We start from the raw sequence: 13,897 nt of genomic DNA on the forward strand, positions 1-13,897 counted from the left end.
CTCCCCAATCCTAGTTCTAGAATCCCACTCTAGATCTAGATTCTGCTACGGCTCAAGAGCCTCCGCGGGCGCTCACGGGCTCGGGATGCCGTTGCCGTTCCTGCCACGCCCGGCCAGCACCTCCTCCAGGGACGGGCGCGGCTCGGCCGGATCGCGCGGCCCCGGCTGGGCGAGCTGGATCAGCACGCCGTGCGCCTCCTTGGGGTGCAGGAACACCTCCTGCCAGCGAACGTCCGAGCGGTTGAGCCCGTGCAGGCGGTAGCCGCGCGCGGTCAGCCGGGCCACGGCCGCGTCGAGGTCGTTGACGTGGAAGTTCAGGTGGTGGACGCCGCCCCGCCCCCGGGTGAGCTCGAAGAAGCTGTCGAAGAACGTGGATCCGGCCAGCGGCTCCATGAGCTCGACCTTGTTGCCGTTGGCGTAGGTGAGCTGCAGGGTGCGGTATCCGGCGGCCCGGTTGTCGCCGCCGCCGCCCAAATGCCGGCCGCCGAGCAGGTCGCGGTAGAGGGGCAGCAGGTCCGCGATGCGCGGCGCGGCCACGGCCGTGTGGTCGAAGTGCACTTCCAGCCCGTCCAGTTCCAGGTCCACGCGGGGCTCCTCACACATTCGGAATCCTAGAATTTCATTCTAGCCACTCACTCTTGACGGGCACTCGCTGTGAGGAGCAGCATCGCAGAAAGGAATTCTAGAGCTAGCTTCTAGAACGTACGGGGGTCCGGCCCGACCAGAAAGGCTAGCCATGAGGCTGTCCTACGCCCGCGAGCTCGACGAGTACCCGACCGGCGCCCGCCGCATGAAGATCCTCACGATGGCCGTGCTGGCCATCCTCATCGGCTCCTACGAAGGGCAGATCGCGCCCGTCGTTCCCCTGCTGCTCAAAGACCTCGACATGACGCTGACCACGTACGGCGCCGTGTCCGGCGCGGCGGCCGTGGCCGGGGCCATCGCCTCCATCCTGGGCGGCCGGCTCACCGACCGGCTCGGCCGGGTGCGGCTGCTGATCCCCCTCATGGCGCTGACCGCCGTCTGCTGCTTCGCCATGACACTCGTGCACAGCCCGCGCGACCTGCTGATCGCCCGGATCGTGCTGGCGTTCGTCGACGGCGTGGCCATGGCCAGCACCGCGCCGCTCATCCGCGACTTCTCCCCGCGCCTCGGCCGCGCCCAGGCATTCGGCTTCTGGACGTGGGGCCCCGTCGGGGCCAACTTCCTCGCCGCCGCCGTCGCCGGCTGGACCCTGCCCATCTTCAACGACTCGTGGCGCTCCCAGTTCGTCATCATGGGCTGCTTCTCGCTGGTCATCTCGGTCGTCATCGCGTTCAACATCGCCGACCTGTCGCCCGAGCTGCGCGCCAGGATCCAGCACACCGAACGCGCCGCCACCGACGTCGTCGACCTGACCCAGCCCGCCCGCGTGCGCTCCCTGTTCCTGCGGCGCAACATCTGGGCGCACGTCGTCGGCATCTCGCTGTGGCTCGTGCTCTACATCACGCTGTCGCTGTTCGGCCAGACGATGCTGGTCGGCGCGCTCGGCATCAGCAGCGCCGAAGCCTCCACCATCATGGCCGCCTTCTGGAGCCTCAACCTGATCACGCTCATCGTGACCGGACGAGTGTCCGACCGCACGCAACTGCGCAAGCCGTTCTGCCTCGGCGGCACCATCTCGGCCGTGATCGTCACCGCGTACCTGGCCGTCTCGCTCGGCCAGGAAGGCGTCTCCACCGGCACCCTCATGGTGGTCGGCGCGCTGCTCGGCGGCTCACTCGGCGTGGCCTACGCGCCCTGGATGGCCAACTACTCCGAGGACGCCGAGGACGCCGACCCCCGGCTGCAGGGGACGGCCTGGGGGCTGTTCGGGTTCCTCAGCAAGGGCATCGCCGTGATCGGGCTGCTGGTCATCCCGCACGTGGTGGAGGCCACGAACTGGCAGACGTGGCTGTTCGTGGCGCTGGGCTGCCTGGTGCTGTTCGTCCCGGCCATCGTGATGTTCAACGGACCATGGCGGCGCCGCCCCGTTTCGGCGCCGGCGGCGGTGAGCGTGGAAAGCTGATCGGCAGCGGCGAGGACCGATGGGGCCGGCGACCAGGAAGCCGGCCCCGACCGGACACCAACGTCAGCGCCGAGCGCCCCGCGCCACTCCTGCGTGCGATTCCTGACCACCTATGGAGCCCTCAAGCACGAAACCCATGGACCAGGCCCCGTGAGGGCGTGATCCATGGGTTGTCGCTCGGACTCAGCCGACCCGCCGCGGCGCGGCGCGTCTTCCTCAGCCGATCAGTCGCGGTGCAGCTTCCGGTACGTCACCCGGTGCGGACGCGCCGCATCGGCACCGAGCCGCTCGATCTTGTTCTTCTCGTAGTCGGCGAAGTTGCCCTCGAACCAGAACCAGTTGGACCCTTCCTCCCAGGCCAGGATGTGGGTCGCGATGCGGTCGAGGAACCACCGGTCGTGCGAGGTGATCACGGCGCAGCCCGGGAAGTCGAGCAGCGCGTTCTCCAGCGACGACAGCGTCTCGGTGTCGAGGTCGTTGGTGGGCTCGTCCAGCAGCAGCACGTTGCCGCCCTGCTTGAGCGTGAGCGCCAGGTTGAGCCTGTTGCGCTCGCCGCCCGACAGCACGCCGGCCTTCTTCTGCTGGTCGGGGCCCTTGAAGCCGAACGCCGCGATGTAGGCCCGCGACGGCATCTCGACGTTGCCGACCTTGATGTGGTCGAGCCCGTCGGAGACGACCTCCCAGACGTTCTTGCTCGGGTCGATGCCGCCCCGGCTCTGGTCGGCGTAGGAGATCTTCACGGTGTCACCGATCGTGATCGAGCCCGTGTCGGGCGTCTCCCCACCGGTGATCATGCGGAACAGCGTGGTCTTGCCGACGCCGTTCGGGCCGATGACGCCGACGATGCCGTTACGCGGCAGGTCGAACGTGAGGTTCTCCATGAGCAGGCGCTCGCCGAAGCCCTTGGTGAGCTGCTCGGCCTTGATCACCGTGGTGCCCAGGCGCGGGCCCGGCGGGATCTGGATCTCCTCGAAGTCCAGCTTGCGGTACTTGTCGGCCTCGGCGGCCATCTCCTCGTACCGCTGCAGACGGGCCTTGCTCTTCGTCTGGCGAGCCTTGGGGTTCGACCGGACCCACTCCAGCTCCTCCTCCAGGCGCTTCTTGCGCTTGGCGTCCTTCTGGCCCTCGACCTTGAGCCGCTGCGCCTTCATGTCGAGGTACGTGGAGTAGTTGCCCTCGTAGGGGTAGCACCGGCCCCGGTCGAGCTCGAGGATCCAGGTGGCGACGTTGTCGAGGAAGTAGCGGTCGTGGGTGACGGCCAGCACCGTGCCCGCGTACTTCTCCAGGTGCGACTCCAGCCACTGCACGCTCTCGGCGTCGAGGTGGTTGGTGGGCTCGTCGAGCAGCAGCAGGTCGGGCGCCTCCAGCAGCAGCTTGCACAGCGCGACCCGGCGACGCTCACCACCCGACAGCTTCGACACCTCGGCGTCGGGCGGCGGGCAGCGCAGCGCGTCCATGGCCTGCTCGAGCTGGCTGTCGAGATCCCACGCGTTGCGGTGCTCAAGCTGGTCCTGCAGCTTGCCCATCTCCTCCAGCAGCTCGTCGCTGTAGTCGGTGGCCATCTGCTCGGCGATGTCGTTGTAGCGCTGGAGCATCGCCATCGTCTCGGCGACACCCTCCTGCACGTTGCCGAGGACCGTCTTCTCCTCGTTGAGCGGCGGCTCCTGCTGAAGCATGCCCACCGTGAAGCCCGGCATCAGCCTCGCCTCACCGTTGGACGGCTGCTCCAGGCCGGCCATCATCCGGAGCAGCGTCGACTTTCCGGTGCCGTTCGGCCCCAGGACACCGATCTTGGCTCCGGGCAGGAACGACAACGTGACGTCGTCAAGCACAACCTTGTCGCCGTGCGCCTTGCGCACGCGCTGCAGCGTGTAGATGTACTCCGGCATGCTCTCTAGCTTAGGGGCTCCCGGCCCAGGCTTCCGCCGCTCCTCCCCACCGCCACCCTTCCGCCCCGGCTACGCCTCCGTTGGCCCCTTGGAAGTACGGCCCCCGCTCCCTCCTCACACACGAAGCAGAGCCCCAGGCCCGCCTGCCCAGGACGGCGAAGGAACGCACCGGGACCACGCCCCTTGAGCGAGAGTCGACACCGCACCCACGAAGACGCAAGCAATCACGCCACACCTGCCCCGGAGCGAGAGGCCACCCAGCGCCACAAACCGGAGCGAGAGAGCGCCCAGCAACCGCACGCAGACGCAAGCACCCAAGCCGAAGCTAGAGCCCACGCAGCACCTATACGCCAGAGCCGGCCCCTTGCCTCCGGAAGCCGGAAACCGGGGGAAGGGAGCCGAGGACAGAGAGCCGAGGACGGGGAGCAAGGGCAGGAGTGAGCCGGAGGAGGCGGGGATGGGAGGTTATGGGGTGGATGGGTCGTTGGGGAGGGAGCGGGGCGGGGGTTGGACGGCGGGGATGCAGACGCGGTCCCGGCCCAGCTCCTTGGCGCGGTAGAGAGCCAGGTCGGCCGCCGTCAGCAGGTCGATCAGGTCGTCGCCGTGGACGCTCATCAGCGCCACCCCCGCCGAGATCGTGACCCGGACCAGCGTGTCGTCCACGGGGATGGCCATGTGCCCGATGCGGACGCGCAGGCGTTCGGCGACCTGGCGGGCCTCGTCGATGTCGGCGCCGGGCAGCAGGACGACGAACTCCTCGCCCCCGAACCGGCCCACCACGTCGTAGTCGCGGAGCTGGCTGCGCAGCATGGAGGCCACCCCGACCAGGACCTGGTCGCCGACGAGGTGGCCGTGGGCGTCGTTGACGCGTTTGAAGTGGTCGATGTCGATGATCAGGAGCGCCAGGGTGTCGCCCGTGCGGCGGGCCCGGACGATCTCGGTGTCGGCCTCGCGCTGCCACGCCGCCGCGTTGAGCAGCCCGGTCTTGGCGTCGGTACGGGCGGCGGCCTGGAGCTGCGCGTGCAGGAGGCTGCGTTGCAGCAGCACCACGGGTGGCAGCGCGAGGATCAGCAGGCCCAGGTTGAGGCCGCAGCTGATGGAGACGGTGACGCCCAGGCAGAGCTCGACGACGTCCAGCAGCACGCTCTCCCTGTCCCACAGCACCTCCCGCCAGGCACTGTCGGGGTTGGCGGTGTGGGCGGCGATGGCGATGAGCGCGATGTTGAGCAGGGAGAACAGCACGGCGGACGCCACCGCGAAGAGAATCAGCCTCCCGCCGCCCTGCGACAGCGCCCACGGATCCGCCACCAGCCCGTGGAACACGAAGGACGCCGAACACCCCGCCAGCCCGATGGCCGCCGAGCTGAACACCCGGCGATAGACCACCGTCGCCCGCACCCGCACTTGGAGCAGTATCTGCAGCACAATGGGGGCAAATAGGGCATACACCGGCGGCAGCAACAACGCCACCGGCAACCACCAAGCCGACAACAGGTCCCGCGACACGCCGGCGGGCATGCCCAGCCGCCTGCTCGCCTCGATGCACACCGCACCACAACCCATGAGAGCGGCGAACGTCAACGCCTCCCGCCACTCGAAGACGGTGGACGCCGAGAACGTCACGATCGCAGCAAGATCAAGAGTGACGATCGCGCACAGATAGACGACAAGCGGCCGACGTTGCCCTAGCAACGGCCAGCGGTCGGCCAGTGTTGACACACCGTCTCGAGACTTGATCGATGCGTGACTGGTCACCGCCATCTCGTCTCCCCTCTGACTAACGATGTGTAACACAATAATTGCGGAGTGTGCGTTGTGCGATGGGAACCGATACGTTGGCAGTGACCACACCTGCTCACTTTTACGAGCAGGCCGTGACAAGAAGTCCATGCTGGAAAGGAGCAGCCATGGTGCGGGGCGTGACCTGGACCTGACAGATGCTCTCGACATCTGCCGCGGGCAACACACCATCGGCCGCCCCTCGGGGTGTCAGCAACGGGACCCGGCCGGTGCCCCCTCCCCCCTCCACTCCAGCCCTGCCCCTGCGCTCCTCCCCCCATTCCGACCCTCCCCTCCGGCGCCCCTCTCCCTCGGCTCTCCCTCGGCTCTCCCCTCCGCTCCAGCCCTTTTCCTCGGCTCCAGCCCTTCCCCTCCGCTGCAGCGCTCCCCGACGCTCCAGTCCTCCCCTGCGCAGGTCCGGATGTATTCCGGGGCCGGGCGATCGGACGCGATTCGGGGGCAAGAGGTTCGGGCGTGCTCCGCGCCGGAGCTCGCGCGGCGTGCCGGCCATCGGGGCACCGTGCCAGCGAACGGGGCACCGTGCCGGCGAGCGAGGGGCCGTGCCAGCGAACGGGGGCGCGCGCCGGCGAGCGAGAGGCCGTGCTGGCTAGCGGGGACGCCGTGCTGGCGAGCGAGAGGCCATGCCGACGAACGGGGGCGCGCGCCAGCGAGCGAGAGGCCATGCCAGCGAACGGGGGCGCGCGCCAGCGAGCGAGAGGCCGTGCTGGCTAGCGGGGACGCCGTGCTGGCGAACGGCGCCCCCGGTGCTTTCGTCGCTTTCTGGCTCGTGGCTAGGCTGCTGCCTTCTCTGCCATGGTCAGGTGTCCGTCGTCACCGTCGGCCGCCTTAGTGCCGGTGTCGCGTCCCCTGGCTTCCGCGTCGCGTCCCTTGGTGTTTCCGCCGCGTCCCTTGACGTCCGGGCCACGTCCCTTAAGGTTCGTGCCACGTCCCTTCACGTCCGCGTCGCGGCCTCTTGCGAGCGTGTGATGTCCGCTCGCTTCCGCGGAGTGTCCTTCGGTGGCCGAGGCTGCCGGGGCGTGGTCGGGGACGAGGGTGTGGACGGTGCCGCCCAAGTCGCGCAGAGCGTTCTCCACGCTCATACCGCCCTCGGCGATCACGCCGCTGTAAGCGGTCATGCCGCCCTCGGCCGTCTCTCCGCGTTCCGCGGTCTCTCCGTGCCCGGCCGTCACCCCGCGCTCGGCGGTCTCTCCGTGCCTGGCCGTCTCCCCGCGCTCGGCGGTCCCTCCCCGCCTGGCCGTCTCTCCGCGCTCGGCAGTCGTGCCGTTCTCGGCGGCCCCGCTACCTCCGACGGTTGCGCTGACGGTGGTCAGGGGTTGCTCGTTGTCGTCGGATGTGTGGAAGGGGTTGGGTTCTTCGCGGAGGGGGGAGCGGCTCAGGGAGCGTTGGGGGCGGGGGCCCATGGCCCAGTCGCGGGTTTCCTCGTCCAAGCGGTCGCGCATCTCCTTGCTGACCGCGCCGGACCCGCCGCGTTCCGGCTTGGTGAAGGCGCCGGTGCCCCAGCGCAGGTCGTGGCCTACCGCGCTGGCCTCGATCTCCGGCATGAAGCGGCGGTCTCCCTCGGCGCCGAACTCGCGGATGCGCAGCTTGCCCGACACCACCACGGGATGGCCCGCCCGTACGGAGGCGGCGACGTTCTCCCCCAGGGCGCGCCAGCAGCGGACGGTGAAGCAGACCTTCTCCCCGTCCACCCACTGGCCCGCCCTCTTGTCGAAGTAGCGGTGGGTGGTGAGGACCCGCAGTGAGGTGACCTTGACGCCTTCGTCGAAGCTGTACTGCCTCGGCTCTGCCGCGACGTTGCCGGTGAGCGTGATGTAAATGTCGTTCATCCCGTGCCTCCCATGTGGCGGGCCGGCTGCCCGCGGTCTGGTGAACACGGTGCCGTGGTGGGAGGGGGGTGGAGACGGCCGAACGTGGTTCTGTGGATGAGGGGGTGGGAGGGGCATGGTGGCTGTGGATGAGGGGCTTCGATAGGTGGATGTGAGGGAGTTCAACGGGCGGATTTGAGGGGGCTACTTCGTTGTGGAGGTCAGCTTGTCGGTGATGTGGCGGGCCATGGCGGTGTAGCCGGCGTTGTTGGGGTGCAGGTGGTCGCCGCTGTCGTAGGCGGGGTTGAGGACGTCGGGGTCGTCGGGGGCGGCCATGGCGCGGTCGAGGTCCACCACCGCGTCGTACTCGCCTGACGTGCGGATCCACTCGTTGACGGCGTCGCTGACCGCGGCGGCGTGCGCGCCCCAGTGGTCCGAGCCCTTGAACGGGAGCAGCGTCGCCCCGACGACCTCGATGCCCTTGGCGTGGGCCTGGCGGATGAGCCGGCGGTGGCCGGCGATCAGCTCGTCCGCGGAGACCACGGGTGCGGGCTTGTAGGTCGGGGTGTCGGACTCGTTGAAGCCGATGTCGTTGACGCCCTGCAAGATGACGACCGTACCGACGCCGGGCTGATCGAGCACGTCGCGGCGGAAGCGGGCCGCCGAGCGGTCGCCGTACCAGGCCGAGTCGTTCAGTACGAGGTTGCCGCCAATGCCGGCGTTCAGGACCGGGCGGGAGGCGCCGCGGGCGGCCAGTTGCTCGGCCAGTTCGTCGGGGTAGCGGTTGTTGGCGCCGTTGGTGGAGCCGAAGCCGTCCGTGATGGAGTCGCCGAAGGTCACCACGGCCTTCCCTTGCTGGTCCTTTCCGCCGGTGACGTCCACCCGGGACAGGTAGTACCAGGAGTGGGTGCTCTGAGTGAAGGCGGTGGCGGTGGTGTCGGTGGCGTGGTCGCCCTGGGCGCGGTAGCTGGTGGCATAGGCCTGGGAGTGGAACGTCGCCGGGCCGGTGGTGCCGGCGAAGTAGAGCGTCACGGCCATGGACTGGAACGGCTCGATGCGCAGCCGTACCGGGTCGCTGGTCAGGGTGCCGTGTGCGGGGAGGTCGGCCGAGGGGGTGCTGTTGAAGGTGAGGCGGTGTACCGAGCCTGGCTGCAGCGACGCGCCTTGGCCCGCGTACGCCACGGTGGCTCCGGTCACGTGGACGGGTGAGGGGCCGTAGTCGTTCGACAGGCGGATGCGCAGTGATGAGCCGCCTGCGGTGAGCCTGACGATCTGGCGGACGCTCTGGCCGCTGAAGCCTTCCTCCGACCAGTTGGGCTCGAAGCCGGTGCTGGCGCGCTGGGGTGCGGCCATCCAGGCGGCTCGCCAGCCGGCTCGCCACTCGGCTTGTCGCCTGAGGGCGTCGGTCTGTGCTGATGTGACACCTGCCGGGACGGACACCGCGGCAGCGGCGCGGGCGGGGCTGGTGGTGGTTGCGGGGGTGCCCAGAGCGATCAGCAGCGCGGTCAGCGCCGTTCCGGTCTTTACGGCGAAGAAGAGGTTCATCGCATCTCCTACTCGATAGGGATTTCAGATGGCCGGCACGATGCGCCAGTCGCGCAGGAACACGAGGTTGTGCAGGTCGGCGGCGGCGATGGCGCGCAGGACGGGGACGAGCTCCGCAGCGTGCCGCGCGTCCATGACGTTGAGCGGCCACTCGCCCACCGTGGCGCCCCGCAGGTGCGGGTGGTGGAAGCCGGCGCCGTAGTGGGCGGTCAGGGTGATGGGCGCGATGCCCGCCGCTCGCTGTGCCGGCCATGAGAGGGACCAGGCGGCGAAGCTGCCGCCCGTGGTGTCCGGCACCAGGCCGGTGGTTTCGATGGTGCCGGTGTCCAGGAGCAGGTGGTGGTCGAACTCGGCCAGCACCTGCCGGGCGGGCGCGTCCAGGAGGGTGACGGCCTGGTGGAAGGCGCGTTCCTTGCCCTCGCGGGTGGTGTGGCCGGCGTGGGTGCCGTCACGCAGGTCGGTGAAGTGGCGGACGAGGGCCTCTAGTGGGGCAGGGGCGACGTTCGTGGTCATTTCTCTCCTCAAGGGACGGGGTGAGCTCGCGCAGGGCTGCGGCGAGTTGGTGGAGGAGGGGGCGGTCCGGGCGCAACATGTCCCCGTGACGGGCGCCCGATGGGCGAAGGAGCCTCGCCGGGACGCCGTCGGCGTGCAGGCGGCGCGCGTACGTGACGACGTCGTCGTGCACGGGGTCGTCGCGGCCGACGGCGAGGATGGCGGGGGCCACTCCTTCGAGGGTGGGTGCCTGCCAGGGGGTCGCGTACAGGCGGGTGCGGTCCGCGGTGGTCCCGCCGCCGATGTCGGGAGCAGCGGCGTCGTGGGTCGTGGCGGTGTTGTCGCCGAGCCAGGCGCGCCACGCTCCGCGCAGCGCCGCCGCCTGCGGGAACGCGGAGGGTGAGCGGTGATAGGACGGGGCGGCGCAGTCGGGGTCGAACGGCGGGTAGGCCAGCACCTGGGCGACCAGTGGCAGGCCGCGGTCCCGGGCCGCCAGGGCGGCGACGGCGGCGATCGTGCCACCGGCGCTGTCGCCGCCCACCGCGAGGGGAATCCCAGCCCTGTCACCGCCCACCGCACGCGGAGTCCCGGCCCTGGAACCACCCGCCGCACGCGGATTCCCGGCTCTGGAGCCACCCGCCGCACGCGGAGTCCCGGCCCTGGAGCCATCCACCGCGAGCGGAGTGCCAGGCGTTCCGTCGTGGGCCCAGGTGAGGGCGGTGAGGACGTCCTGGACGGCGCTGGGGTGGCGGTGGCGTGGCGCGAGCCGGTAGTCCACGCTGATCACCGCCCACCCGGAGCGGGCCGCCAGGGCCGTGGTGGTGTGGTGCCACTCGGCGGCCGAGCCGTGCTGCCAGCTCCCGCCGTGCGCCCAGACCAGCAGCCCGGCGGGGGCGCGGCCCTCCGGCAGGTGGACCCGGACCGGCACGGGTGGCGCGCCGGGAAGGACGAGGCTCGACCATGACGGAGGCGGGCCGACGACCGGCTCCGGTCCGGGGGTGGCGGGCTTCGTGGTCGTGTTCACAGCTGCCTCCGGGCGCCGCCGTCGATGGCCCACTCCGCCCCCGTGACCTGCGCCGCCAGGGGTGACAGCAGGTAGGCGATGACGCCCGCCACCTCCTCGGGGGTGCCGATGCGCCCGGTGGGCAGCCGCCGTTCGACGCGGACGAAGTGCTCCACGGCCTGGTCCGGCGGCAGGTCGAAGCGGTGGGCCAGCTGGTCGGCGAAGCCGCCGGGCGCGTCGAACAGCGCGGTGCGGGTGGGGCCTGGGGAGACGACGTTCGAGCGGATCCCGGCCGGGCCGTACGCGGCGGCCAGCGACTTCGACACCGACAGCAGCGCCGCCTTGGACGCGGCGTAGTCGGCGATGGTGGGGTCGGGCAGGCGGGCGGCCTCGCTGGCCACGTGGACGATGGCGCCGCCCGCCGGGTTGCTCTCCAGGAGGGGCAGCGCGGCCCGGGTCATGCGGATGGCCGCGTGCAGGTTGAGCTCGAAGGTGGCGTGCCACTGCTCGTCGTCGATGGCGGCGAAGGAGTCGCGGGAGGTCAGGGCGGCGGCGTTGTTGACGAGACCGTCCAGCCTGCCGTACCGGTCGATGATCGCGGCGACGGCCCGTGCGGGGGTGGCGGGGTCGGTGAGGTCACCGCGGACGAGCAGCGTCCCAGCCGGAAGGACGTCCCCAGCCGGCGCGGGCGCGTTCCCGCCGGACGCGGGCGCGTTCCCAGTCGGCGCGGGCGGGACGGTGGTGGAGTGGCCGCGGGCGAGGGCCACGACGTGGGCTCCCTCGGCCGCCAGTACGCGTGCGGCGGCCAGCCCGATGCCGCTGGTGGCGCCGGTCACGAGGATCACCTTGCCGGTGAGCTGAAGATCCATCATGTGCTCCGTGGAGGTAGGACGGGTCAGGCGCGGGGCCGCAGGAAGAGCGCGGCGATGAGGACGCCGGACAGGACGAGCGCGGCGTTGACCGCGATGGCGACGGTGACCCCGTGCAGCACGGCTCCGGCGGTGACGACGCCGCCGATGGCCGCCGTGACGATCGCGGACATGATCGGGGTCCCCATGGTGATGCCGATCTGCTGGGACATCGAGGCCAGCCCGGTGGCCAGGCCCTGCTGGTGGTCGGGCAGGCCGGTGGTGGCGGTGACCATGAAGCCGACGATGACCAGCATGTTCCCGACGCCGCCGAGGAAGGTGGCGGGCAGCAGCAGCCCCATGGAGGCGGAGGTGCCGCCCATGAGGAGCAGGACGGCGGTGGCGGCCGTCTGCAGCAGCCCGCCGCCGATCAGGACGGTCGCGGTGGAGGTGCGGGCGATCACCTTGGGGGCGAGCAGGCCGCCGGCGACGGTGCCGAGGCCGAGGACGCCGAACGACAGCCCGGCGGCGAGGGCGGAGAAGCCGAGGGTCTTCTGCAGGTACAGGGTGAGCAGGTACACCAGCGACGTCTCGGTGACGAAGGCGAGCAGGCCGAGCAGGTTGCCCCAGGCCACGGTGGGCCGGCGCAGGACGTGGAGGGGCACGAGGGGCTGGGCGGCGCGGCGTTCGACGCGGTGGAAGACGACCAGCAGGGCCGCGCCGGCGAGCAGCCCGGTCAGGGCGAGGGGGTGGGTCCAGCCGTGCTCGCCGGCCTGGGTGAGGCCGTAGACGATGCCGAGCAGGCCGAGGGTGACGCTGAGCGCGCCGGGCAGGTCGAGCCGGGGGCGTCCAGCGGGGCGGGACTCGGCGATGACGGCGGGCGCGGCGAGGAGCACGGCGAGGGCGACGGGCACGTTGATGAGGAACGCCCAGCGCCAGGACAGCAGGTCGGTCAGGACGCCGCCGAGCACCGCGCCGGCGGTGAACCCGGCGGACATGAGGGCGCCGTTGAGCCCGAGCGCCTTCTGCCGCAGCGGCCCTTCGGGGAAGGACGTGGTGAGCAGGGCGAGCCCGGCCGGGGTCGCGGCGGCGGTCGCGAGGCCCTGCGCGACCCGGGCCAGGATGAGGATCTCGGGGGTCGGGGCGAGCCCGCCGGCGAGCGAGGCCACGCCGAGGAGCGCGAGGCTGCCGAGGAAGATGCGCTTGCGCCCGGCCAGGTCGCCGATGCGGCCGAAGAACAGGGTGAACCCGGCCGCGCACAGGGCGAAGGCCGTGGCGATCCACTGGAGGCCGCCGAGGGAGAAGCCGAGGTCGTCGCCGATGGCGGGCAGGGCGACGTTCAGGATCGAGAAGTCGACGGCCAGCATGAACTGGGCGACGAGGAGCACGGCGAGTACGACGCGCAGGCGGCCGGTGAGCTGCGGCGATGGCGCCTGGCCGGTGGTCGCCGGCAGGGGTGTGGTGGTGGTCATGGCAGAGGGCTTCCTCTCGGGCGTGCGGTACGGCACGCCGCTGCAAACGGTTCAAAAGTTCCGTTAAGACGAGAGAACAGTAGCACCCGCTCGCCCACTAAGGGAACTTCTGTCCCGATAAGCCCATATATCCGTATACGACTGTTAGTATTCGGCTATGCCAACGACCGCAGTGGACAACCCCCTGACCCTGCGGCTGCTCGGCCTCCTGGTCGAGCAGCCCATGCACCAGTACGCCCTGGCCGTCGCGCTCAACGAGCGCTACCCGTACCTGAACGCCAAGAGCGGCTCCGTCTACGCGCTCGTCCGGTCGCTGCAGACGGCCGGCTGGGTCACCCGGACCGGCGTCGAGCAGGTGGGCAACCGCCCGACACGCACTGTCTACGCCCTGACCGACCAGGGCTGGCGCGTCTTCAGGGAACGGGTGCGGCGGCAGCTCCGCGAGGCCAGGGTGACCACCTCGGCGTTCGTGGACGCGCTGGCCTACCTCGGCGCGCTCGACCGCGCGGAGGCCCCGCACGTGCTGCGCGAGCGTCTGGAGTCGCTGGAGGAGCGGATCTCGGAGCTGGAACGGGCGGGCGGCCCCGGCGTGAAGGAGATCACCATGATCGAGGTGGACTTCGTCCTGCACCAGCTCCACTCCGAGGCGGACTGGATCCGTGCGCTGATCACCCGCATCGAGGACGGCGAGCTGGCCTGGCCGGCGGCGGAGGGACGGGCATGAGCGGGCTGACGTACGGCATCTACGCGGCCGGCCGCGTCGCCGGCACGGCGGGCCCGCCCGACTCGACATCATGATCCGTACGGTGGCCGCCTGCGCCGCCCGGCTCAACGTCACGCACCACGAGTTGTTCGGCCTGCGGGACGCCGACTCGGGCCGCGACGAGCCGACCGCCCGGCTCGGGCTGACCACCAGCGACTACCGGCCCAAGCCCGCCTACGACGTGTATCGCCAGCTGATCGCCCAGAGCTGACGACGCCGGGGCCGGTGGTGCT

12 protein-coding genes are annotated in these 13,897 nt (G+C 70.7%); 3 read left to right on the top strand and 9 right to left on the bottom strand.

The annotated features are described in order from the left end of the window. Nucleotides 1–72: 72 nt before the first annotated feature. Entirely contained in the window at nucleotides 73–585 is a 513-nt protein-coding gene (locus KIS93_RS20825; protein ID WP_186404361.1) for a VOC family protein, read from the bottom strand. A gap of 151 nt (nucleotides 586–736) precedes the next feature. On the opposite strand from KIS93_RS20825, the gene KIS93_RS20830 reads away from it, so the two are divergent. After that, complete coding sequence (locus KIS93_RS20830; protein WP_080046078.1) at nucleotides 737–2,047, top strand: MFS transporter; 1,311 nt, start codon at nucleotides 737–739, stop codon at nucleotides 2,045–2,047. Between the two features lie 224 nt (nucleotides 2,048–2,271). On the opposite strand, the gene ettA is transcribed toward KIS93_RS20830, so the two are convergent. The 8 genes from ettA to KIS93_RS20870 form a co-directional block, all read right to left on the bottom strand. Continuing rightward, a complete protein-coding gene (ettA, locus tag KIS93_RS20835) occupies nucleotides 2,272–3,936 on the bottom strand; it encodes an energy-dependent translational throttle protein EttA (protein ID WP_080046077.1) in 1,665 nt (554 codons plus the stop codon). A gap of 465 nt (nucleotides 3,937–4,401) precedes the next feature. Further along, entirely contained in the window at nucleotides 4,402–5,559 is a 1,158-nt protein-coding gene (locus tag KIS93_RS20840; protein WP_230465879.1) for a GGDEF domain-containing protein, read from the bottom strand. 947 nt (nucleotides 5,560–6,506) lie between these two features. After that, entirely contained in the window at nucleotides 6,507–7,562 is a 1,056-nt protein-coding gene (locus KIS93_RS20845) for a single-stranded DNA-binding protein (RefSeq protein WP_186404362.1), read from the bottom strand. Between the two features lie 183 nt (nucleotides 7,563–7,745). Further along, a complete protein-coding gene (locus KIS93_RS20850; protein WP_080046074.1) occupies nucleotides 7,746–9,086 on the bottom strand; it encodes an SGNH/GDSL hydrolase family protein in 1,341 nt (446 codons plus the stop codon). Nucleotides 9,087–9,110: 24 nt separating this feature from the next. Beyond that, complete coding sequence (locus tag KIS93_RS20855) at nucleotides 9,111–9,599, bottom strand: hypothetical protein (RefSeq protein WP_080046073.1); 489 nt, start codon at nucleotides 9,597–9,599, stop codon at nucleotides 9,111–9,113. After that, nucleotides 9,535–10,602 (bottom strand): alpha/beta hydrolase fold domain-containing protein, encoded by a 1,068-nt coding sequence (locus KIS93_RS20860; protein ID WP_186404363.1) that lies wholly within the window; start codon nucleotides 10,600–10,602, stop codon nucleotides 9,535–9,537. The genes KIS93_RS20855 and KIS93_RS20860 overlap by 65 nt, the downstream gene beginning before the upstream one ends. Beyond that, nucleotides 10,599–11,453: an SDR family NAD(P)-dependent oxidoreductase gene (locus KIS93_RS20865; protein ID WP_230465878.1), complete on the bottom strand. Its 855-nt coding sequence runs from the start codon at nucleotides 11,451–11,453 to the stop codon at nucleotides 10,599–10,601. The genes KIS93_RS20860 and KIS93_RS20865 overlap by 4 nt, the downstream gene beginning before the upstream one ends. 23 nt (nucleotides 11,454–11,476) lie before the next feature. After that, nucleotides 11,477–12,901, bottom strand: a complete 1,425-nt coding sequence (locus KIS93_RS20870) for an MFS transporter (protein WP_080046072.1) — start codon at nucleotides 12,899–12,901, stop codon at nucleotides 11,477–11,479. Nucleotides 12,902–13,058: 157 nt separating this feature from the next. Here KIS93_RS20870 and KIS93_RS20875 point away from each other — a divergent pair, with 157 nt between their 5' ends. Both KIS93_RS20875 and KIS93_RS20880 read left to right on the top strand, forming a co-directional pair. Beyond that, nucleotides 13,059–13,625 carry a PadR family transcriptional regulator gene (locus tag KIS93_RS20875; RefSeq protein WP_080046071.1) on the top strand — a complete coding sequence of 189 codons (567 nt, stop codon included), beginning with the start codon at nucleotides 13,059–13,061 and terminating at the stop codon, nucleotides 13,623–13,625. 70 nt (nucleotides 13,626–13,695) lie between these two features. Continuing rightward, the gene (locus tag KIS93_RS20880; protein ID WP_155129342.1) at nucleotides 13,696–13,875 is read left to right on the top strand and encodes a hypothetical protein; all 180 of its coding nucleotides are present in this window, start codon (nucleotides 13,696–13,698) and stop codon (nucleotides 13,873–13,875) included. Nucleotides 13,876–13,897: the final 22 nt, after the last annotated feature.

The organism is [Actinomadura] parvosata subsp. kistnae, from assembly GCF_900323885.1.
GTDB lineage: Bacteria > Actinomycetota > Actinomycetes > Streptosporangiales > Streptosporangiaceae > Nonomuraea > Nonomuraea composti.

Coding starts and splice junctions, on each gene's coding strand:
- KIS93_RS20830 (WP_080046078.1), top strand. CDS start 737: ATGAGGCTGTCCTACGCCCGCGAGCTCGACGAGTACCCGACCGGCGCC.
- ettA (WP_080046077.1), bottom strand. CDS start 3,936: ATGCCGGAGTACATCTACACGCTGCAGCGCGTGCGCAAGGCGCACGGC.
- KIS93_RS20845 (WP_186404362.1), bottom strand. CDS start 7,562: ATGAACGACATTTACATCACGCTCACCGGCAACGTCGCGGCAGAGCCG.
- KIS93_RS20850 (WP_080046074.1), bottom strand. CDS start 9,086: ATGAACCTCTTCTTCGCCGTAAAGACCGGAACGGCGCTGACCGCGCTG.
- KIS93_RS20855 (WP_080046073.1), bottom strand. CDS start 9,599: ATGACCACGAACGTCGCCCCTGCCCCACTAGAGGCCCTCGTCCGCCAC.
- KIS93_RS20865 (WP_230465878.1), bottom strand. CDS start 11,453: ATGATGGATCTTCAGCTCACCGGCAAGGTGATCCTCGTGACCGGCGCC.
- KIS93_RS20870 (WP_080046072.1), bottom strand. CDS start 12,901: ATGACCACCACCACACCCCTGCCGGCGACCACCGGCCAGGCGCCATCG.
- KIS93_RS20875 (WP_080046071.1), top strand. CDS start 13,059: ATGCCAACGACCGCAGTGGACAACCCCCTGACCCTGCGGCTGCTCGGC.
- KIS93_RS20880 (WP_155129342.1), top strand. CDS start 13,696: ATGATCCGTACGGTGGCCGCCTGCGCCGCCCGGCTCAACGTCACGCAC.